The organism is Leptolyngbya sp. FACHB-1624, assembly GCF_047649235.1.
In the GTDB taxonomy this organism is placed as follows: domain Bacteria; phylum Cyanobacteriota; class Cyanobacteriia; order Leptolyngbyales; family Leptolyngbyaceae; genus Leptolyngbya; species Leptolyngbya boryana.
Genome location: NZ_CP180258.1, coordinates 992829 through 1014190 on the forward strand (window position 1 = coordinate 992829; position 21362 = coordinate 1014190).

The window sequence follows — 21362 nt, forward strand, 5'->3', positions numbered from 1 at the left end:
AGGAGAATTGTATATGTCCTCTGATGCTCAAGAGGATTACAACAAAATTATTCAAGCGCTCTCTCCAACGGCTCAAAAAGTCTATGACGAGATTGTTCAAACGCTCTCTCCAACTGAATAACTCCGACTCGCTACAAGGGTTCTGAATCGATTTGTGCGCGAGATTTTACCTGCGATCGAGCAACGCGACTACTGGACTGAGCAAGACCAAATCGATGCCGCTAATTTTTCAATGCAGTATGCTGAGTCGTAACGTTCTCCTAATTCGTTCTTGAGATATTGTTCGTAGAGGTTTCGCTCGTAGGGAAAAGCTTTGCGAAGTGAAATAATTCGGGTAGTTTCCTTGTTTGGTTCTGTAGCTCCGTTCTAGCTCGCCCCGGACTGAAAGTCGGGGCTAACAGTGCGAAGTCCTTTGAAAAGGACTGAAGACCCCATTCTAATTGGCTGTTAGTCCCTTCAGTAGACTTTATTCAACTAGCCCCGAATTTTATTCCGGGGGCGGGTGAATGCGATGAACGAAACGTTTCAAACATCCTCTTGAGCCTTCTCTGACAAACATCTTCTCGATTCAACAAACTATACGATCGACACTCAGAACATCATCTCTGTCATCACGACGATCGCAACATTCTCCGTGAACCCCGCAATCTTCTCAACGACGATCGCGCAATTCGTCACGAACCTTCCAACCTTACCGACGAACGCTAAGCCATTCATCACAAATCTCGTCATCTTCTCAGCAAAAACACTCCCCTACCTGTATTGATACTGCCGAAATAACTCGTACCCTCCCCGCATCAGCCGTTTCGGATACCCCCCACTCTCCTCAATCAATCGCTCAATCTCCTCCGACGTAAACTGAAGCGGCAATCCCCGCAACTTTCTCGCCACAAATTCCCCCATCTCCCTATCTCCCCATCTCTCCACCCTCTCCTCCAAACAAATCCCCGCCAACGGCGAAGTCATCCCATCCTGCCCATCTGGAAACAACCGATCCAGCGAACTCCCCGCCGCCAAAACCAACCGCAACGGCGCATCCGCCCCCTCTGCTAATCCCCGCAACTGCGATCGCAGTCCATGCGTAAACCCCTGCCAGGTCATCTTCTCCACCTCATCCAGCAGCAAGACCAGCCGCTTAGCGGAAAGAGATCGCTTCAACCGCGCCCCCTGACAAGTCGCCACCCCTGCTTGATGACATAACTCCTCATAAAAATCCTCATCACTCTCGATCGAATTCAAATCCAGATAAATCGGCACTCGCCCCAACCGTGTCTGACAATCGCGATAAACCGCCCGCAGCAAAGACGATTTGCCAATTTCTCGATCGCCAATTACCGCCACACTATTACGACTTTCCAACAATTCAAAAATTCGCTGCAATTCCCGATCGCGTCCAAAAAACTGCATCGGATCATCGACCCTGCCACTCAACGGCTCAAACGGATTTTTCAGCGATCGCACCGCTTTGCGTTCCTGAATTCGCTGAACAACTGCCCGAATTCCAGTCACGACATTCAAAAACGCCTCATCCTGATTGTCCCAAGTCGTCACAGGCTTAAAATTCTTCGGCAATCCTTGAATCTCAGCAAACGGTAGCCCTGTACAATCTGCCGGACGAAGCGCAATCGGAATCACGATCGCTTCCTTTGCCTTATGTCGCTCGATCGCCCGCTTCATTTCCAACTCAAAACAATAGTCCGACGCAATAAAGTCAGAGCTAATCAGCAACAGAATAATTTCTGCTGCCTCCAAATTCTCATCAATCTTTCCCGCCCATTTCTCACCCGGCAAAATCTTACGATCGTGCCACTGCTGAATCAAATTTTGCCGCTTCAGCGTTGCAAGATGCGCCTCAAGTCGATCGCGCAAATCCTCATCCTTGTGAGAATAGGAATAAAACAATGAAAGGGGTGAAGTCATCGGGGCAGTTCATCGTCTGGGGCAAACGTCGAGTGGAATCCACCTGCTTATTATCCACGAGAAATTTAGCGATCGCGTCAAACGACACGCCAATCCTAAATCCTAATTAGCGCTTTCGTCTAAGGTTTAGAGTCTGCAACTCTGGGAACACTAACGGCGTTGTTTGCTAGCCCCGTTATGACTCAGCCCTTTATCTCGGTCGTCATTCCCACGTATGGGCGTGAAGAACCTCTGCGCGACACAATCATTGATGTTCTAAAACAAAATTATCCTCACTACGAAGTGCTAGTCGTCGATCAAACTCCTGTACATGAACCCGATGTGCAGAAGTTCCTCGAAGACCTAGCAGAAGTGGGGAAAATCCATTGGTTTAAGCTTGATTGGGCAAGCTTACCAGGGGCGAGAAACTATGCAGTACGGCGATCGCAAGGTGAAATCCTTCTCTTCATTGATGATGATGTGCAGTTAGAGCCGGGATATTTAGCCGCACATGCCAAGAACTATCAGAGAGCAGAGATTGGTGCAGTTGCGGGCAGAGTCTTTGATCGCATGAAGCTCGCTGATTTTGCACCAGGGCTAGAGATTCAAGACTTACCACCCGAAGCACACGATCCTGGAATCGCTTGGTATCACTTAAATCTAGTCCATACGGTAAAACCGCAGCAGGTTTTAAGCGCGCGCGGGTGCAATATGTCTTATCGCCGCGAAATATTTGAGAAACATAATGTTTGGTTTGATGAGCGGTTTCGGGGAAGTGCAGTTCGGGAAGAGTCTGACTTCTGTTTGAAGTTGCGGAAGACGGGCTTGATGATTTGGTATGACCCAGAAGCTTCATTAGTCCATTTGGGTGAGGAAACGGGCGGCTGTCACGATATCAGTACGAAGTCGCTGAAATATCAGATGACCTTCTATCACAATCATTTTTTGATGGGATTGAACAATCTAACCGTTTCGCAAGCAGCACGTTTCTTTTTCCGATTGTTTGACTGTCATGTGTTGGGTCGTCCGCCTTGTCACAAAAGCGGTTCGCCACTCAAAATCCTCACGAGATTTTGCTTTTATTCATTGGGATTTTTCAGCGCGATCGTGACACTCATTCGATCTCTCTGGGATGACGGACAAATTTATAGCCGACGAGATGAGGTGAAACGATGAAAATTCTAGTTGCGAGTCATTCTTATATCGTCGATCTCAATTGTGAAAAGCTCCGAGCTTTAGCGAATTTAGAACCTAGTATTGAAGTCACGATCGTCGTTCCCAAACGTTGGAAACCGGGTGGCGTGATGAAAGATACAATCGAAACTCGCTATCGCGAAGAAGGATCGTTTCGAGTTGTTCCTATTTCTAATTTCAGTCAAAATAATCAGGGCTTACTTACATTTGGAGCCGATTTAATTTCGCTACTGAAGTCGTTTCGACCCGATATTATTCAAGTTGAGCAAGGGTCTAAGTCTTTTGCATATGCACAGTTTATTACTGCGAATCGGCTCTTAAATTTGAAAGCCAAGAATCTCTTTTTTACGTGGTGGAATTTGCCTTATACGTTGCAGTTTCCGGTGTCATTACTTGAGACATACAATCTCAAAAATACAGACGGAATCGTGGTTGGAAATCAGGACGGAGCTAAGATTTTACGCGATCGCGGTTACACAAAAAAAATGAGCATCATGCCGCAGCTTGGTGTTGATGAATCTCTCTTTTGCCCTCAGTCTCAGCCGGAACTTTCTGCAAAATTCGGGATTCAGCCGGACGACTTTGTCGTGGGATTTGTTGGGCGATTTGTGCCTGAGAAAGGGATTTTGACGTTAGTGAAAGCATTGGAGAAATTGCGCGATCGCAATTGGAAACTGCTTCTACTCGGACGAGGTGAACTCAAAGCAGAAATCCAACAACAAGCTGAAAAATTCGGATTTAGCGACCGCTTGATTTGGATTGAAAGTGTTCCTCATGCCGAGGTTTATCGCTACATCAATTTGATGAATACCTTAGTTTTACCTTCTGAAACAACGTATCAGTTCAAAACATTAACTTCAGTCGGCTGGAAGGAACAATTCGGACATGTCTTGATCGAAGCAATGGCTTGTCAGGTTCCAGTGATTGGATCAGATTCAGGCGAGATTCCGAATGTGATTGCAGATTCAGGCTTGGTGTTTCCAGAAGGAAATGTCGAGGAATTGAGCGATCGACTAGCACGATTAATGGACGATCGTGAGTTCGCTACGGATTTGGGACAGCGAGGGTATCAGAGAGCAATGGCGAAATATACGAATCGGGCGTTAGCGAAGGAGTTGTTGGAGTTTTATCGATCGCTTTGAAAAATAGGATCGGTAGAATGAATCCCATAGATGACCAAGTTTTAGCATATGAAGAACCTAGAAGAAATCGAACTGGCTGTGCGTCAATTGTCCGCCGAAGAACTTGCTGCTTTTCGGATCTGGTTTGCTGAATTTGATGCAGAACTGTGGGATCGGCAATTTGAAGAAGATGTAGCAGCCGGAAAGCTCAATCACTTAGCTGAACGAGCGCGACAACATTTACGAGAAGAGAACTGTACTGACCTGTGAGATATCGCGCGACCCCTGATTTCTGGTACTACTATCGACAACTGCCCGAAGAAATTCAGGAACTTGCCGATCGCTGTTACGAATTACTCAAGCAGGATTCTCGCTATCCATCATTGCACTTCAAAAAAGTCGGGCAATTCTGGTCAGTCAGAATCGGGCTACACTATCGCGCACTAGCACTTGAAGAAGGTGACGACATTGCATGGTTTTGGATTGGAACCCATGCGGAATATGACCAACTCCTGCGGGGTTAAAAATCACATGAAAATCTTACAAATCGTTCCATCAATCTCTTTAGTTTATGGCGGGCCTAGTCAAATGGTGCTGGGGCTGTCAAGCGCATTGGCAAAAGCTGGTGTCGAGATTACAATCGCGACAACCAACTCTAACGGTGATGTCGGACAAGCTCCACTGGATGTTCCTTTAGGCGTTCCTATTGCTCAAAACGGCTATGAAATTTACTACTTTCGATGCTCCCCATTTCGACGGTATAAATTCTCGATCGAGCTTCTCCAATGGCTTCACAAAAACGCCAAAGCTTACGATCTTGCACACATTCACGCACTCTTCTCTCCTGTAAGTTCATGCTCAGCAGCTATTGCGCGATCGCAGCAGCTACCTTACATTCTTCGACCTCTCGGAACCCTCGATCCGGCTGACTTACAGAAAAAACGCCAGCTCAAGCGTCTTTATGCAGCAGTGCTAGAACGTCCCAACTTAGCCGGAGCCGCAGCAATTCATTTCACCAGCGAGCAAGAAGCGAAAACTTCAGAGCGATTCAATACAGTGACTCGCGATGTCGTGTTGCCATTAGGAGTCAGCTTGCCGCTTTCTGCATCGAGTTCAATTCATGAAAAATATGGCATTCCCACAAACAAGCCAATTCTGCTTTTCATGTCTCGAATCGATCCCAAGAAAGGATTAGATCTCTTACTCCCCGCGCTGGAAAATCTCGACTCAAACTTTCACTTTGTCCTAGCTGGCGGCAACCCTCAAGATCCAAGCTACGAAGCAACGATTCGCGATCGCATTCAATACTCTCAACTCAAAGATAAAACCTCGATCGTCGGCTTCGTCACAGGCGGTGAGAAAACGGCACTGCTCGAAGCAGCAGATTTGTTTGTCTTACCGTCTTACTACGAAAATTTTGGAATCGCAGTCGCAGAAGCAATGAGTGTTGGAACGCCTGTTGTGATTTCAGATCAGGTTCATATCTGGCAAGACATTGAGCGATCGCGCTCTGGTTGGATCGCTCAATGCAATGTGGAGAGCCTAACGCAAGCTTTAAAAGAAGCACTAGCAAATCGCGTAGAACAAATCCAACGCGGTAAAAACGCCCAAATTTTTGCACAACAAAATTACAGTTGGGATGCGATCGCCCAACAAGTGATCAAAACCTACCAAGACTTGATATGAATTCGCGCGGTCAAAGGCGCGAATTATCTTGCAAACAGCAAATCCGCAAACCCGTACAAGCTCACTCCTAACAGCAAAGTCGCCATTACCTGCGTTGGACGCGGACGTACTGCTGGAATCAACGCCTCGCGCACCAAAATCGACGCACAAGCTCCCACCGTAAACACTAATCCCAACAACAAATACGCCAATTCTGAATTAAAAATCCAGACACTAAACAGCAGCATCGATAACGCCAACATCAACGTTTCAACTAATTGAGGCGGATTATCCTGACTCATAAACTCGATCGTGTGCCAAAAACTGCGCCACTGCCGCATCTGTCTCCCTCGCGTCAAAGAGTTAGTCATCACTAACTTTTATCAGCTTTGCAAAGTTCTTTTCAAGTCCGCGATCGCACTTTCCATCTCCACCTGCGGAAACGATCGATAAAATCGACTCACACTTAAAAACGGTTCCGGGGTTGCCAGTACTAAAACGCGATCGCAAATCCCCTCAAGTTGCTGAATCATCACTTGCGGTGCAACTGGCGCACAGATCCAAATCTCTTTTGGCTCTTGTTTTCGTAGCGATTTCGCTGCGACTGAAATCGTCATTCCTGTCGCAATCCCGTCATCGACGAGCAGCGCAATTTTTCCCGTTGCCGTGACATTCGGACGATCGCGAAATTGCTCAAACTGACCTTTTGCTTTCGCCAAAGCGCGATTTAGCGCATCCTCCCACCCTGGAATTCTCGAATGAACCGACCTTAAGACTTGTCCATCTGCGGTCACTGCCCCGATCGCTAATTCTGGATTTTCAGGTCGCGTAATCTTCTTCGCGACTAAAATATCGAGTGGACAATGTAAAACCTGCGCGATCGCCGCACCAATTTCCACCCCGCCTCGGGGCAACGCATAAACGATAAATGATCCATCGACCGACTGCGCTTGTTCCAACACCAAATGCGCCAGCTGTTCCCCCGCATCTTTGCGATCGTCAAATAAAACGGTATCCGAAGACAATTGAGAAGAAAACATCGGTTCCTCCTGCCTGAAGGATATCTTCAGCATAGATCCAGAATTTCAACTCTGTCTTCTTTCTTTCGATTGCCGCAATCCGATCGCAATTCCCTTTAGAATTTATGGGTTAATAAATTTCTGCGCGATCCGATTCATGGCGAACGACGAACAAATTAGCCTGTTTGATATCCCTGCGGCTGAACCTTCTGCTCCACCCAGTTTTGACCCGGAGTTGATTCCGACGAGTGCCAAGATTCCGATTCCAACAGGGACGTATCAAACGATGGAAGCGATGAGCGCACATTGTAATCGCTGTCATCGCTGCGACTTGGGTGCGTCTCGAACTCATGCAGTGATTGGACGCGGCAATTTGAAAGCGCCGATTATGATTGTTGGGGAAGGGCCTGGACAGACTGAGGATGAGACGGGAATGCCCTTTGTCGGAAAATCGGGGCAGTTGCTCGATCGCATTCTGGCTTCAGTGAATCTCACGACCGAAGAAGATGTCTTTATCTGTAACGTCGTCAAATGTCGTCCCCCTGAGAATCGCACGCCAACGACTGACGAGGCAGCAGCTTGCAGTGGCTACTTAGCCGAACAAATTCGCATGGTTGATCCAAAAATTATTCTCTTAACTGGGGCAACAGCGATGAAAGCCCTAGTCGGAATCAAACAGGGAATCACCAAAGTTCGCGGGCAGTGGATCGAAAAAGACGATCGCTTTTACATGCCAATCTTCCACCCGGCTTATCTGCTCAGAAACCAATCTCGTGAGAAAGGTCAACCGAAATGGCTGATGTGGCAAGATATTCAGGCAGTGCGAGCAAAACTCGATCAACTCAGAGGTGCAGATTAGTTTCGTCTCAATCTGCGCGCTTCATCGTCGAGCCGACTTCGAGTTTCTAAATTTGCCAACCCTGTAACTCGCAATCCGTAACGGGCTTGGAATTGTCGGACTGCGGCTTGAGTCGCTGGATCGTAATATTGTGCGATCGCAAAATCACTCCGCAAAATCGCTTTCAAATTATTCCGCAGATTTCGCATCACGCTCGAAAGCTTTTCTTCAGTGGCACGATTGACCAATCCCGTTTCAGAAAGCCCATAAATTTGCTGAAGCTCTCGAATAGCTCGCCGAGTTGGGGCATCAGTTAACGGAGCTTTCTGATTGATGTCATAGCCAAACCCCGCCAGGATGGCTTTAATTTGTGCATCAGTATAAATGCTCAGCGCTGGAGATTGGAGTGCAGGTTGAGAAGGTGGCGAGTTTTGGGATTCTGTTCTTGGAACTGCATCATTGAGCAGGTCATTCAATCGCCGTCGAGTTTCAAGATTGGCAATTCCAGTCGCAGGTAAGCGATTTTGCTGCTGAAACTTTTTCACCGCTTCTTCGGTTTGTTTACCGTAAAACTGGCTCCCCGGAAGCTCGGGACTAGGACGAACCGTCCGATTTAAGCCAAGTTGCAGCGTGCGTACAATATCTGCTGCTTTGTCTTGAGTGGGAATATTCAATGTTTCATCAACTGGGAGTTGAAACTGAAACTGAAACTCACGAATGCCTTGCCGAACTCTCGGATCGTCGATTGGCGCATTCAGTGGAACCGCATACCCTAATCCATTGAGAACTGAGAGAAATTGTGCCACGGTGTAGTCTTGCGATCGCGCTGCATTAACCGCTGGACATAGAATCATTCCTGACACCAAGCTCCCCATCACCCATCCAGAAATCCGTCTCACGTTTTACATTCCCTTACGTTTTATCTGAAGAAATTATCGCTTGTTCTGCTAGTGTCTCATTGTATTTACCGTCAGGGATTAATGAAGAAATTGTGATATTTCGCGGTTCATGACGTATTCAATTCGGATTGCTGACCTACCAGAGAGTGAACGCCCTCGCGAACGCCTGATCGCTCAAGGTGCAAAAACACTTGCAACGGCTGAACTTCTAGCAATTTTGCTGAGTACAGGGTCAGGGAAACTGTCCGCTGTGGGGCTAGGGCAATATATTTTGCAAACCCTGAGCCAGCATCAGCGCGATCCGTTGAGTGCATTGCGAGAAGTGACAATTTCAGAGCTGACGAAAGTGTCAGGAGTTGGAACTGCGAAGGCGACAACGATCTTAGCCGCGATCGAACTTGGCAAACGAGTCTATCAATCTCGACCTCCCGAAAAAACAGTCATTGATGATCCGAATGTAGCTGCTGCTGCTTTGAGTCATGAATTGATGTGGCAGTCTCAAGAGCGATTTGCCGTGCTGATTCTCGATGTGAAGCATCGCTTAATTGCAACTCAAGTGATTACGATCGGGACTGCAACCGAGACGTTAGCACATCCGCGTGAGATTTTTCGAGAAGTAATTCGGCAAGGGGGAACACGGTTAATCGTGGCGCACAATCATCCGTCGGGTAATACGGAACCGAGTGCAGAGGATATCAATTTGACACGCCAATTGCTCGAAGGTGCTCGATTTTTGGGAATTCCATTGCTCGATCATCTCATTCTCGGAAATGGCAATCATCTGAGTTTGAGACAGACCACATCGTTGTGGGATGAAGTCGCACAAGAGGTTTGATTTTTGATGTGAATGATTGTCTTTCTTCACGCCATTGGCTCGATTTGGCGCAACTATCTACAATCTTTGTTTGAAACGGAAAGGCTCACTCTAAGGGGAGATTTGTAAGGAAGCGCACCTCGGATTTAATAAAGTACGCCGTTTACGCCTACGGATGACTCTTTATGAAGCGCGATGCTACCGGTAAGTTTGTTCAAAATTGGGATGCAGAAACCAAACAACGCATTAGCATTTCTCTTACCCGTACAGCTTGGCGATCGCTCGATAAAGAAGCACAAAAACGGGGAATGTCTCGCTCTGAAGTCATTGAACACTTTGCTCGCAGTCTAGAAGCAGAGCATTCTAACGAATCTACCTATGCAAACGCTCCAACGGCGTTGCTTCCAGCTCAAATTTTTGAGCAACAGCAGGAAATTGCTGCTCTGAAATGTCAGAAGCAGGAGTTAGAGGCACGCTTAGAAGGCTTGCTCAATACAAGTGCCCAAACCAATGAACGCAAGGTAGAAACCATTCTAGAAAGTATTGCCGATGCTTTCGTTGCTTTCGATCGAGACTGGCGCTACACCTATGTCAATCGGGCAGCGGCTCGAATTCTGCACCGATTACCCGAAGAATTGCTGGGTAAAAATGTTTGGAATGAAGTTTTTCCTGAACTCATTGGCGGAATCGCCTATCGAGCAATGCATCAAGCCGTAGCAGAACAAGTCGCACTGACCTGGGAAGAGTTTGGCGAACCCGTTCAATCCTGGCTAGAAGTCAATGCTTATCCCTCGCAAGAAGGACTCGCCGTTTATTTTCGGGATGTGACAGAACGCAAGCAAGCAGAGGCAGAACGGGAACGATTACTCCAAGCGTTGGAAACGGAAAGGGCGCAATTTGAAGCAGTTCTGCACCAGATGCCTGCGGGAGTTTTCATCGCGGATGCTACTACTGGTAAGTTGGTGCTTGCAAACGAACAAGCCAAACAAATTGTCAAATATGACTTTGAACAGTCCCATGAGCTAGAGGACTATGTTCCCGTGACTCCATTTGCAGCATTTCGCCCGAATGGACAAATTTATGCACCAGATGAGTATCCATTGGTGCGATCGCTCAAAACCGGGGAAGTCATTACGCAAGAGAAAATGGAGCTACGCCAGGAAGATGGTAGCTATAGCATTATTTCAGTCAGTTCCAGTCCAATCTTAGATAAGCAGCAGCGAACTCTAGCAGCCGTTGTGGTCTTTCAAGATGTCACTCACCTCAAACAGGTTGAAGAAAACCTGCGGCAGACAGAAGAACGCTTACAGCTTGCCCTCGTATCCGCCGCAATGATTGCTTGGGATATCGATTTGGAGACCAATCAAGTGGTGTGTTCTCCAAATGCGCTGGAGATTTTTGGGATGCATGTAGGCACCGCAGAAGCATTTCGTGCAGTAATTCATCCCGACGATCGACAACTTGTCAGGCAAGCGATGGAACAGGCAATCGCAAGTGACCACTCCTTTTCTCAGGAATACCGAGTGATCAGTCCCGGTGGTGCAATTCGCTGGCTCAAAAGTCAGGGGCGCGTCTATCTCAATGACGCGGGACATGCGATTCGGATGCTAGGGGTCTCGCTCAACATTACCGAACGCAAGCAAATCGAAGCTGAACGCGATCGACTTCTCAAACAAGAGCAGGCTAGCCGTCGATTAGCTGAAAATGAACGTCAGCGACTGCGAGACATTCTGATGCAAGTGCCTGCTATGTTTGCCGTGTTGTCGGGTTCTGATCACGTCTTTGAACTGGCAAACTCTAAGTTTCTGGCTGTCTCCGGACGTTCCGAAGACATTTTGGGGAAGAGAGCACACGAAGTATTTCCTGAAATGGCAGCTCAGGGATATTCTGAGATTTACGATCGGGTCTATCAGACTGGGGAAATTATTCAAGGAGATGAGTACTTGTCTCGTTGGAACCCGAATGGGGACGGCAATGTCGTCGAAGGATTTTTCAATTTCGTGTTTCTGCCGCTAAGAGACATTGATGGTTGTATCGATAGCATCTTGATTCATGGAATCGAAGTTACGGCTCAAGTACAAGCCCGTCAGCAGGCAGAAGCCTTACTGGTAGAACTTCAGCGCAAAGAAAGACAACAGCAGTTCTTGATCGAATTGAATGATGCAATTCGTGCCCTGCAAGACTCTGAAGAAATTATGTGGCAGGTGGTTAGCTCCACCGGGCATCATTTCAATGTCACTCGCTGTACTTATGGTGAAATTGATCCAACCCAGGAATATGTTCTTGTCGATCGCGACTACTGCAATGAAGTCAGGAGCGTCGTTGGTAGACTGCCGATGAGTTTGTTTGGGTCTGAGATTATTGCTGAATTGCAGCAAGGCAAAACGATTGTGATTGATGATGTCGATCGCGATTCTCGAACTGCTGGAGCAAGAGCCGCTGCTTTTGCTGAAATACAAACCAAATCGTTGCTGTGCGTCCCCTTCGTGAAGGCAGGACGGTTCCTTGCATTGTTGATGTTGCACCATGCTACTCCTCGGCAGTGGACATCAGAAGACGGGAAATTACTGGAACGTATCGCTGAAAAAACCTGGCTAGCTGTAGAGCGATCGCGAGCAGAAGCAGAATTGCGAGAGCGTGAAGCTCACCTACAACTTGCGCTGAAAGTGGGACGGATGGGCACTTGGCATTGGGATTTGCAAGCAGATACGCTCCTCTGGTCATCAGGACATTTCACGATTCTGGGGCTACAGCCTGATGAGGATAAGCCTAGCTACGAACTTTGGGCAAGTCGCGTGCATCCGGATGACTTGGGAGAAACAGAGACAAAGTGGCAGCAAGCGATCGCGGAACGAACCGAGTACCATCACGAATATCGCCTGCGCTTGCCAGATGGCTTGATTCACTGGGTCGATGTGAGAGGACAGTTCTCCTATGATGCGCAAGGACAACCGAAGCACTCGATTGGCGTTGTGATTGACATTACAGAGCGCAAGCAAGCGGAAGAGACCTTGCATCAAACGCTACAAAAGCTCAATTTCCATGTCGAAAATACGCCGATGGCAGTCGTGGAATGGGACGATAACTTTCGAGTCCTTCGGTGGTCTGCTGGTGCAGAACGTATTTTGGGCTGGAAAGCTGAAGAAATACTGGGTAAACCTTTAATGGAGATTCCGTTTGTCTTTGAAGAAGACCTGGAATCGGTTGCTGATGTCTGTCAGCGATTAGTTTATGGTGAGGAACCGCATATTCTCTCGTACAACCGCAATTATACGAAAGACCGCAACGTGGTGCATTGCGAGTGGTACAACTCCAGCCTCAGAGATAAATCGGGACGAATGACTTCGGTTTTGTCACTCGTGTTGGATGTCACGCAACGCAAGCAAGCCGAACAGGAACGAGAACAGTTGTTAGAGCGCGAACGCCTTGCTCGTGCCCAATCCGAAGCGGCACAGCAGCAATTGGCGACTATCTTTGAAACCTCTCCGATTGGCTTAGCTTTACTGGATGCCGAGCAACGATATGTTGCCATCAATGAAGCCTTAGCTGAAATTAACGGATTAACCCGTGAGCAACATTTAGGCAATTCAATTTCGACGCTGTTTGGTCAAACCGACCCCAGATTAGTGGAAATCTTTGAGCGAATTTACACGACGGGAGATCCCTTCATTTCACCTAACTTTGCCGTAAATCCTCCGGGGCGCAACGATCGTCGTCCCGGTTACTACAACGTTTACTATCTACCGACTGTCAACGCGAGTCACCAGGTGGAAAGCGTCTTGATCTATGTGGTCGATGTCACGGAACGCGTTAGGTTAGAATGTGCCCAACAGTTTCTCTCCGAAACTAGTGCAGTGCTAGCGTCTTCCCTAGATTATCAAACGACGTTGGAGCGAGTCGCACAGCTAACCGTCCCGGAATTAGCCGACTGGTGTACGGTTCACATCGTTGAGGAGGATGGCACCATTGACCAGATTGCCGTTGCTCACATCAATCCTACCAAACTGGAATGGGCACATCAGCATTGACCAGATTGCCGTTGCTCACATCAATCCTACCAAACTGGAATGGGCACATCAGCTGCAAGAAAAGTATCCACTCGACCCGAATGCGGCTCGTGGTGCAGCCTTAACCCTGCGAACTGGAGAGCCTGATTTTGTGCCAGAGATCCTAGATGAAATGCTCGTTCAGGCTGCTCGTAATCCAGAGCATTTAGAGATTCTACGGCAGGTCGGGTTTAGTTCTGTGATGGCTGTGCCGCTCCGAACTCAGGCGAGAATTATTGGGGTCATCTCTTTTATCTCGGCTGAGTCTGGACGACGCTACACGATGACAGATTTGCAATTAGCTGAGGAATTGGCGCGTCGTGCCTCGCTCGCGATCGACAATGCCCAACTCTATCAAGCCGCCCAACGCGATCGCGCCAAAGCAGAATCGGCGAACCGGATCAAGGATGAATTTCTTGCGGTGTTGTCGCATGAATTGCGATCGCCCCTCAATCCCATTCTCGGTTGGACAAAAATGCTGCGGTGCAAACGGTTAGATGCCACGAAAACGAACCAAGCTTTGGAAACGATCGAACGCAATGCGAAACTGCAAGCGCAATTAATCGAAGACTTGCTCGATGTCTCCCGCATTTTGCAAGGAAAAATGACGTTAAACATTGCGCCTGTCAATCTGGCGACGACGGTTGAGGCGGCTTTAGAAACCGTCCACCTAGCGGCTGAAGCGAAACAGATTCACATTCAAACCCTGCTCAATCCGATTTCAGGAGCAGTTTTAGGCGACACAAACCGTCTCCAACAGATCGTTTGGAATCTCTTGTCGAATGCTGTGAAGTTCACGCCATCGGGCGGGCAAGTCGAGGTGCGCTTAGAGCAGGTTGGCGCTCATGTGCACATTCAAGTTCAAGATACGGGCAGAGGCATTCATCCAGAGTTTCTCCCTTATGTATTTGATTACTTCCGCCAAGAAGATGGCAGCACGACTCGAAAATTTGGGGGATTGGGGTTGGGGCTGGCGATCGTGCGTCAGCTCGTTGAATTGCATGGTGGAAGCGTTTGGGCAGAGAGTCCCGGATCTAATCTAGGCGCGACTTTCGTTGTTCGTCTGCCGCTCAACCACATCGAGCACACCCCTTCTGAGATCGAGAATATAGAAGCTGCGGCAGATTTAACCGGGATTTGCGTCTTGGTGGTGGATGATGATGCAGACATGCGAGAGTTGGCATCATTTGTCTTGATCCAAGCAGGCGCAAAAGTGACAGTCGCAGCTTCGGCAGCAGAGGCACTGTGTCTCATGAGCCAATCGATTCCTGATCTCTTGTTATGCGATATTGGGATGCCAGAAATGAATGGCTATTCTCTGATTCAGCAAATTAGAAAGCAGTCACTGGAGCAAGGAGGGACGATTAAAGCGATCGCGCTAACGGCTTACGCTGGCGAGGTCAATCAGCAGCAAGCCTTAGCCGCAGGTTTTCAAATGCACCTCTCAAAGCCAACGGAACCGGATGTATTGGTCAAAGCCGTCTCATCCCTGATCGCGACTCCTGCGGCTTGAGAGGAAAACTAGCGCCTTTAGCAAGCTTGGGCAACCAAAGTCCGATGGCGCGGAGTGTTGCAGGTCAAAGTCGGTTTAGAGAAACCTGCTTCAACGATTTCTTTCTCCAAATCCAACCCAAAATACTGATCCAAATAGGGTTCTGTACTCTTGAGTAATGTCAAAATGTACGGGGGCATTTTGGCATAAATTTCCGAGTTGGGATTCATATCCATGATGGCAAGATGTCCACCCGGACGAAGTAATCTTCTGGCTTCTTTGAGAATGTCGATCGCTGCACTTTTCGGCAACTCATGAAACAACAAGCAAGCCGAAACTAAGTCATACGAGCCAGAGGATAAACCTGTTGCTGCGGCATCGGCATGTACCCAGTTAATGTTTTCCCGTTCTCCGACTCGATGCTTCGCAACGGCTAAGAAATAAGGGGAAAGGTCAACTCCGGTGAGCGTTGCACCTGGGAAAGCGTCTTGTAGCGCAACGGTGCTCATTCCCACGCTGCATCCGAGATCCACGATCGCTGTCGGAGATTCAGAAATTTCAGCTTGCAAAACGTTGTGATAGCTCTGACGCAATCGGGGATCGCCATCTTTTCCCGAATCACTCCAAATCCTTGCATGAACCGCATAGGCAGCCACTTCTACTTCAGTAGCAGGCTCCCACCCTAAATTCCCTTCTTCGTAGGCGTGAAAAGAACGCACATAATACTCTGGATATTTCAAATCAGGATTATTGACTTGATTAAATTCCGTTGACCAATCGCGAGCTTGCAAATCAGCCACAATCTTCGTCCAGGGAACCCCGATCGATTCTGCCCGTTTGATCATCATCGTTCGAGCACGATATCTCGCCAAATCAAACACAGGTTTGATCGATAAAATTCCATTCACAAGCCGAGAAGCGAGTCTGAGCTTGGGTTCACTGGTTACGGTCATATCAAAAACTAAGTTTATGAACAGTCTTAATTTTACCGTTAGCGATCGCTCGACGAATCAATCCATGAAATCTCTGTCGCATCAGTGGGGAGTGGGGAATTGTTTCCTAATTAGCTCCCTACTCCCTACCCCCCACTCTCAAACCCGATCGCAATTAACCTCTAAGTCTGCGAGTGTTCTCTACTAAACTCTGAGCAAATGCATCAAACCGCTGCGAAAGGTCTTCATCGAGTAACTTGCCATCTTCCCCAAATGCCTGCCAAGCTTGCCCAATTGCAATCTGCTCGGGAATTGTCCAGGCATGAATCGCCCGCAAAATCACTCGCAAATCATTGAGCGAATTACTATTCGACTGCCCGCCCAAGACACTAATCGCACCCGTTACCTTGCCCGTAAACTCGACAAACCCCATCAGATCCAGCGCATTCTTGAGCACGCCACTAATACTGCCGTGGTATTCAGGAGTCGCTAAAATAATCGCATCCGCTTCGCTGACGACCTGCTTCATTTTTGCCACATCAGGATAGTCCGAATAGTCCTTCCCACCATCACAGAACGGTAAATTCAGCGATCGTAAATCCAAAATTTCTACCTCTGCTCCCAAAGCGGCAACCCGTTGAATCGCAACTTTCAGAGCGAGTTGACTGTAAGAACCCGATCTTAAACTTCCAGCAATGCCAACAACTTTGACCATCAGATGAAATTCCTTGAATAACCTCCCTATCATAACCAAGTTGAATTCATTATGACTACGCTTTAAGAGAGGTATCTCTGTGAAATGTTTAAAAGCATTATGAAAAAGCCAAGAATTCGAGCTATCCGTGGGATAATTCCCGAAATAGTCCACTGGTAAAGGGTTCTACCCTAGGTGAGGAGTTTAATACGATGAAATTAAATCTTTGGCAGCATTCGGTTTCCGCCCTAACAATTGCTGGACTGACAGCCCCTTTCATCATGCCTGCTGCTCAAGCACAACTCGTCGGTCAAGTTCGGTGTGCAAAGCAGTCTACTGCCATTTTCGCAGAGCGTTCTGCTGCTAGTCCTGTTGTTCGCGCTGTCCCTGAAAACCAAAGAATGACGATCGCGGAAAATACAGCTGAAAATGGTTTTCTTGCTGTGAGCGCTCCCTCTAAAGGCTTTGTGCAAACGGTAACGCTGAGACTCTGCCCTGGTGGTAATCCAAATCCGAACCCGAATCCAAATCCGAATCCGAATCCTTCCCCATCGACCTGCCGCCGTGTCACTCAAACGCAAGGTTTAATCGTGCGTCAAGGACCCGATGTGTCAACTGCGGTTGTAGGGAGTGTTGCGTTCAATTCTCAAGTTAATGTCTCAACCACGCCAACGACATCCAAGACAGATGCAAGTGGACGGGTATGGGTGCAGATTGCAAAACCCGTTTCAGGTTGGGTTTCTAACGGATTTGTGAATGTTCCTGGCAGTAATCTTCTGAATTGTCAGTAAACGTCCGGTTATTTCTCGAATGTTTCAAATCTGTGGCTTGAACGAGTGATTAGACTCGTTCAAGCCGTTTTTATCTGAGCTAATTCAAACTCTAATCTCTGGCTCAAGTCCCTTCATAAAGCTTAGGGAGTTGCCGTCTCAGAATGCAAATCTCGCCAAAGCCAAATTCCATCCGTTCCCGCTGCCACGATCGCTTGTCCCTTTAAGGCAAACTCCACAAACAAACTACTAAAGGACGTTGCATACAACGATCCCAACGATTGTTCTGTAAATAGATGCCACAGATGCACCGATCCCCCCGATGAAGTCGCTAAAGTCTGTCCATCCGGGCTGAGTACCATATCCGAAGCTCCCGCATCAAACTCATGCAGCAGTTTGCCATTCCGCAAATCCCAGAGTTTGAGCTTACTACTTCCTGTAATCAATGTTTGTCCATCTTGGCAGAAGACTAGCCCTGTCACCTCGCCTGAATTCAGAGTCTGCAGTCGTTCGCCATCTCGAACCTGCCAGAGTTCTGTCTTCATCCGATCTCCTGCCGCTAACAGATGCCCATCTGGACTAAACGCGATCGCGCGGACTGGCTGAGTCCCCAAACCATACACCCGTTGCCGCGACGCAATGTCCCACATCTGCACCCCCAGTGGACTAAATACCCCATCTGCCCAACGATGCACTCCACTCGAACTCGCTAACATGCGCCCATCCGGGCTAAACGCTAAATTAGAAGCCCGTCCCGCATTCAGGGTCGAAACTAAACGATGATGGGGTAAATCCCAGAGCTTGATCGTTCCATCTAAACTACTGCTTGCCAAAATTTTCTCATCTGGGCTAATCGCGATCGCGCTGACTAAATCCGTGTGATCCTGTAACCTGGGTAGGGCTTTGCCAGTCTTGAGATCCCATAGCTCGATCTCTCTTTCATAACCTGCTGCTAAAATTCCACCCAGAGGACTGACGGTGATCGTCGTCGGCTTATGTGAAGTCATCAATTGTCGCTGTCCGTAACACATCACATCTGCCGCATAGATTGGCATGCAGACCTTGGCGACTCCACGAGAACTCGTCGCCTGCCATAGTAGCAAAAACATTGCAGCTAGAAACGCAATCAATGCAACGCCAGCAATGCTCAACTTCTGTACCCAGCGATTTTGTGTCACGTTTGTCTGACTCCTAAGCTCACAATTCTAAAACGCGATGCCACCAAATTCGTGAAGTAGTATATTAAGGAGAATTTACTCGATCTTAAAATTCCGTGAATAAAACTAGAATACTAACGGCGATCGCGTTAATCCTTACAACCTTTTTAAGTGTTGTTCTTTTATACCTAGGAATTGATAAATTCTATTACGTTCTGGCGGGTGGGCGAAAATTCGCAACGTTTCCAGACCTCAAAACGCAACTCGCGATCGGCGGTAGTTATCTGGCACTTTCGATTATTTATCTGATCTGGCTGGCAAATCTTCTCAGTACCTCGTGGATACATTCCACTTGGAGCTTTCGCCAAATCTTAATTCGGACTTCTGCCTTCTGGATGCTTGCCTTCATTGCCTATCCGCTCGGCAATGATACTTATCTCTATTTGCATTCGGGATTGATGAATCTCAATGGAGCCAATCCCTATTTGATCCGAGCCGGGGCATACGTTACCGAACTGTCGCCTTATGTCGATTGGGCACAAACTTCGACGTATGGACTGATTTCTCAAGCTGTTTTCACTTTCTCAGCCGTCTTTGTCACGATGAGTCCGATCGTGGCACTTTATATTTTTAAGCTAATTTGCTTACTGCTGCATCTCTTGAATGGCTATTTAATTTGGCGTTGGTTGCCGATTCCGGAGCGTGGCAGGATTACGATCGCCTATCTACTCCACCCCTTGCTGTTGATGGAACAGGTGAGTTCGGCGCATGTTGATATTTTTGTCTCGACGAGCATCGTGCTGTTTGCGGTTTCCTATGCAAGACAGCAATACTGGATGGCGTTTGTCGCCCTTTGGGGTGGCTTTTTAAGTAAAACGCTACCAATAATTTGGACTCCCTGGGTGGCTGTAACCTTACTGCGTCAAGGACATTGGCGGTGGCTGCTCGGCATGATTGTGGCATCTGGTGCAATTGTCACGGGGCTGGTGTTCACGGTCATGCCGAATCTAGCGGCTTGGCAAAGTATCCTCAATCCGGGTGTGTCGGGGCAGTATCAGTCTTCGCTGATGGCGATCGCGAAATTTTTCCTCGATCTCGTTCGCATTTTTCATCCAGATCGCTTAGATCTTACTCAGCAGCGCGTGATTCTCGCCCTGTTGTCCAATCTGACGCTGGCGGGATTTTTTGGCTTTTATGGTTGGCAGCTCCATCGCAGCGACAAACGCTGGAACAATACGCCACAGATGTTGTTAGAAGATATGGGCTGGACAACTTTAGTCCTCATGCTTCTTGCGACCTCGTGGTTAATGCCTTGGTATTGTTCGATTTTGATTACATTTGCTGCCTTGATCCCGAAAGCGCGACTGTTTGGACTAACAACTCTGGCGTTTGGGTTGGCAAGTAGCGCTCAATATTTACTGGGGATGAATAGTAGCTTGAAGAGTGTGGTGTCGATCGGCATACCCATTTTGACGCTGATCATTGGGGCTATCGTTCTACGATCGCAGTCTCTGCCTCCAACTGAGCCGCCGACGATCGCGCTCAAACCTCTGCAAGGGCAAGATGTACAAACTGAGCTTAATTAAAGCGAAGCGAGAATTTCTGAACCTTGTCTACAACGCACTTCGTGTAATAAAGCGTTGCAGACCTGACTGAATCAATCATTTTTGGTGATAATTACGATATCCGTTTTGGATACGACAGTCTGTCAAAGTTATGCAACGCTTTTGTGCATACAGACCCCTATGGCGTTAAAATTCCTCTACTCAGCGTTTAGCTGTTTAACGGCTACGGTCTGCCCTTGATGTCTGACGCTCCGATTTTTGCACCCCAAGTCCATCCCTTAATCCAGCGCTTTTTAGTTTAGTTAACATCAATGATTTCTTCCCAGGTTGAACCGATCCCAATGCATCTCAAATGCCTGCTTGCCCCGCACGGAATTGGCTATCGTATCAAACTACTATCACAACTCGCAAATCGCAAGTTTCAGGAGCGTCTTGACCCCTATAAGCTTACGCCGTTTCATTGGATTGTTCTGTGCTGCCTCTGGCAAGAAGACGGGCAAGCGACTTCGAGTATTGGCGATCGCTTACAGCAAGTTGGCGGCACACTGACCGGAGTTCTGGATCGCATGAGTGAGCGAGGGCTAATTCGGCGAGAGCGTGATGCTCAGGATCGGCGCATTTGGCGCATTTGGCTCACCGATGCTGGACGAAAATTTGAAGAAATTCTGCCGCCTCTTGCAACTGAGCTTCGCGATGCGGCGCTGCAAGGGATTTCGATACCAAATCGCGAACAGTTGTCAACGATTGTCGATCGCATGATTGCAAATCTCGGAGAGTCACCGATCATCCATCCGGCTGAAGGGTGGGAAGCGATTTTTGCGCCGAATAATTTGGGATATCGGATGAAGCTCATTGCTCAATTGGGCACTCGTCGGTTTCAAGATCTTCTTGAACCCTTTGGTCTGACTCCATTTCATTGGGTCGTGCTGTGCTGTCTGTGGCAAGAGGATGGACAAGCGACCTCCAGCATTGGCGAGAATTTGCAACAAGTCGGTGGCACACTCACCGGGGTACTCGATCGCATGAGTGAGCGGGGGCTAATCCGGCGTGAGCGTGACGCTCAGGATCGGCGCATTTGGCGCATTTGGCTCACTGATGCTGGGCTAGAACTCAGACAAACTTTGCCGATGGCTGCCTTGGAATTATTACAGATGATGATGCAGGATATCTCAGAAGACGAGCAAACGTTGTTGTCAAAATGCGTGGATCGTTTGATCGCAAACCTGGCTGAGGTGTAAGAAAGAGGCGTAAAAAAAC

At 48.0% G+C, this 21362-nt stretch carries 20 protein-coding genes; 12 read left to right on the top strand and 8 right to left on the bottom strand.

Annotated features, from left to right (window positions below; translation table 11 throughout):
• Positions 1-591: 591 nt before the first annotated feature.
• Positions 592-732 carry a hypothetical protein gene (locus ACMUEV_RS04570; RefSeq protein ID WP_190653485.1) on the bottom strand — a complete coding sequence of 47 codons (141 nt, stop codon included), beginning with the start codon at positions 730-732 and terminating at the stop codon, positions 592-594.
• A 21-nt stretch (positions 733-753) separates the two neighbouring features.
• Entirely contained in the window at positions 754-1920 is a 1167-nt protein-coding gene (locus ACMUEV_RS04575) for a TIR domain-containing protein (RefSeq protein WP_190653484.1), read from the bottom strand.
• 177 nt (positions 1921-2097) lie between these two features.
• Here ACMUEV_RS04575 and hpsN point away from each other — a divergent pair, with 177 nt between their 5' ends.
• From hpsN to hpsP, 5 genes are read left to right on the top strand one after another with little or no spacing between them, the layout of a single operon-like run.
• On the top strand, positions 2098-3075 hold the full coding sequence (gene hpsN / locus ACMUEV_RS04580; RefSeq protein WP_190653483.1) for a hormogonium polysaccharide biosynthesis glycosyltransferase HpsN: 978 nt from the start codon (positions 2098-2100) through the stop codon (positions 3073-3075).
• Positions 3072-4235, top strand: a complete 1164-nt coding sequence (gene hpsO / locus ACMUEV_RS04585; protein WP_190653482.1) for a hormogonium polysaccharide biosynthesis glycosyltransferase HpsO — start codon at positions 3072-3074, stop codon at positions 4233-4235. Before hpsN ends, hpsO begins: the two co-directional genes overlap by 4 nt.
• Positions 4236-4283: 48 nt before the next feature.
• Positions 4284-4484, top strand: coding sequence for a hypothetical protein (locus tag ACMUEV_RS04590; RefSeq protein WP_026148921.1), 201 nt, complete (start codon positions 4284-4286; stop codon positions 4482-4484).
• A complete protein-coding gene (locus ACMUEV_RS04595; protein ID WP_190653481.1) occupies positions 4481-4738 on the top strand; it encodes a hypothetical protein in 258 nt (85 codons plus the stop codon). The genes ACMUEV_RS04590 and ACMUEV_RS04595 overlap by 4 nt, the downstream gene beginning before the upstream one ends.
• A gap of 7 nt (positions 4739-4745) precedes the next feature.
• Positions 4746-5900, top strand: coding sequence for a hormogonium polysaccharide biosynthesis glycosyltransferase HpsP (gene hpsP / locus ACMUEV_RS04600; protein WP_190653480.1), 1155 nt, complete (start codon positions 4746-4748; stop codon positions 5898-5900).
• 23 nt (positions 5901-5923) lie between these two features.
• Here the strand turns inward: hpsP and ACMUEV_RS04605 are convergent, their stop codons facing one another.
• A complete protein-coding gene (locus ACMUEV_RS04605; RefSeq protein WP_197693235.1) occupies positions 5924-6250 on the bottom strand; it encodes a hypothetical protein in 327 nt (108 codons plus the stop codon).
• Between the two features lie 12 nt (positions 6251-6262).
• A complete protein-coding gene (locus ACMUEV_RS04610; protein WP_190653479.1) occupies positions 6263-6919 on the bottom strand; it encodes a phosphoribosyltransferase in 657 nt (218 codons plus the stop codon).
• Positions 6920-7055: 136 nt separating this feature from the next.
• Between ACMUEV_RS04610 and ACMUEV_RS04615 the strand changes: the two genes are divergently transcribed.
• Positions 7056-7757 (top strand): uracil-DNA glycosylase, encoded by a 702-nt coding sequence (locus tag ACMUEV_RS04615; RefSeq protein WP_190653478.1) that lies wholly within the window; start codon positions 7056-7058, stop codon positions 7755-7757.
• On the opposite strand, the gene ACMUEV_RS04620 is transcribed toward ACMUEV_RS04615, so the two are convergent.
• On the bottom strand, positions 7754-8635 hold the full coding sequence (locus ACMUEV_RS04620) for a peptidoglycan-binding protein (protein WP_190653477.1): 882 nt from the start codon (positions 8633-8635) through the stop codon (positions 7754-7756). The genes ACMUEV_RS04615 and ACMUEV_RS04620 overlap by 4 nt on opposite strands.
• A gap of 109 nt (positions 8636-8744) precedes the next feature.
• Here ACMUEV_RS04620 and radC point away from each other — a divergent pair, with 109 nt between their 5' ends.
• From radC to ACMUEV_RS04635, 3 genes are all read left to right on the top strand, one after another.
• Positions 8745-9470, top strand: coding sequence for a RadC family protein (gene radC, locus ACMUEV_RS04625; RefSeq protein WP_190653476.1), 726 nt, complete (start codon positions 8745-8747; stop codon positions 9468-9470).
• 164 nt (positions 9471-9634) lie between these two features.
• Positions 9635-13477 carry a PAS domain S-box protein gene (locus ACMUEV_RS04630; RefSeq protein WP_199329728.1) on the top strand — a complete coding sequence of 1281 codons (3843 nt, stop codon included), beginning with the start codon at positions 9635-9637 and terminating at the stop codon, positions 13475-13477.
• Positions 13407-15008: an ATP-binding protein gene (locus ACMUEV_RS04635; RefSeq protein WP_199329727.1), complete on the top strand. Its 1602-nt coding sequence runs from the start codon at positions 13407-13409 to the stop codon at positions 15006-15008. The genes ACMUEV_RS04630 and ACMUEV_RS04635 overlap by 71 nt, the downstream gene beginning before the upstream one ends.
• 17 nt (positions 15009-15025) lie before the next feature.
• On the opposite strand, the gene ACMUEV_RS04640 is transcribed toward ACMUEV_RS04635, so the two are convergent.
• Both ACMUEV_RS04640 and ACMUEV_RS04645 read right to left on the bottom strand, forming a co-directional pair.
• Positions 15026-15940: a methyltransferase domain-containing protein gene (locus tag ACMUEV_RS04640; protein ID WP_190653475.1), complete on the bottom strand. Its 915-nt coding sequence runs from the start codon at positions 15938-15940 to the stop codon at positions 15026-15028.
• A gap of 154 nt (positions 15941-16094) precedes the next feature.
• Positions 16095-16634 carry an NADPH-dependent FMN reductase gene (locus ACMUEV_RS04645; RefSeq protein ID WP_190653474.1) on the bottom strand — a complete coding sequence of 180 codons (540 nt, stop codon included), beginning with the start codon at positions 16632-16634 and terminating at the stop codon, positions 16095-16097.
• A gap of 191 nt (positions 16635-16825) precedes the next feature.
• Here ACMUEV_RS04645 and ACMUEV_RS04650 point away from each other — a divergent pair, with 191 nt between their 5' ends.
• Complete coding sequence (locus ACMUEV_RS04650; RefSeq protein ID WP_190653473.1) at positions 16826-17404, top strand: SH3 domain-containing protein; 579 nt, start codon at positions 16826-16828, stop codon at positions 17402-17404.
• Positions 17405-17526: 122 nt separating this feature from the next.
• Here the strand turns inward: ACMUEV_RS04650 and ACMUEV_RS04655 are convergent, their stop codons facing one another.
• The gene (locus ACMUEV_RS04655; RefSeq protein ID WP_190653472.1) at positions 17527-18561 is read right to left on the bottom strand and encodes a WD40 repeat domain-containing protein; all 1035 of its coding nucleotides are present in this window, start codon (positions 18559-18561) and stop codon (positions 17527-17529) included.
• Between the two features lie 95 nt (positions 18562-18656).
• Between ACMUEV_RS04655 and ACMUEV_RS04660 the strand changes: the two genes are divergently transcribed.
• Both ACMUEV_RS04660 and ACMUEV_RS04665 read left to right on the top strand, forming a co-directional pair.
• Positions 18657-20126, top strand: coding sequence for a hypothetical protein (locus tag ACMUEV_RS04660; protein ID WP_190653471.1), 1470 nt, complete (start codon positions 18657-18659; stop codon positions 20124-20126).
• A 290-nt stretch (positions 20127-20416) separates the two neighbouring features.
• Positions 20417-21343 (top strand): MarR family winged helix-turn-helix transcriptional regulator, encoded by a 927-nt coding sequence (locus ACMUEV_RS04665; RefSeq protein WP_071596188.1) that lies wholly within the window; start codon positions 20417-20419, stop codon positions 21341-21343.
• Positions 21344-21362 lie beyond the last annotated feature (19 nt).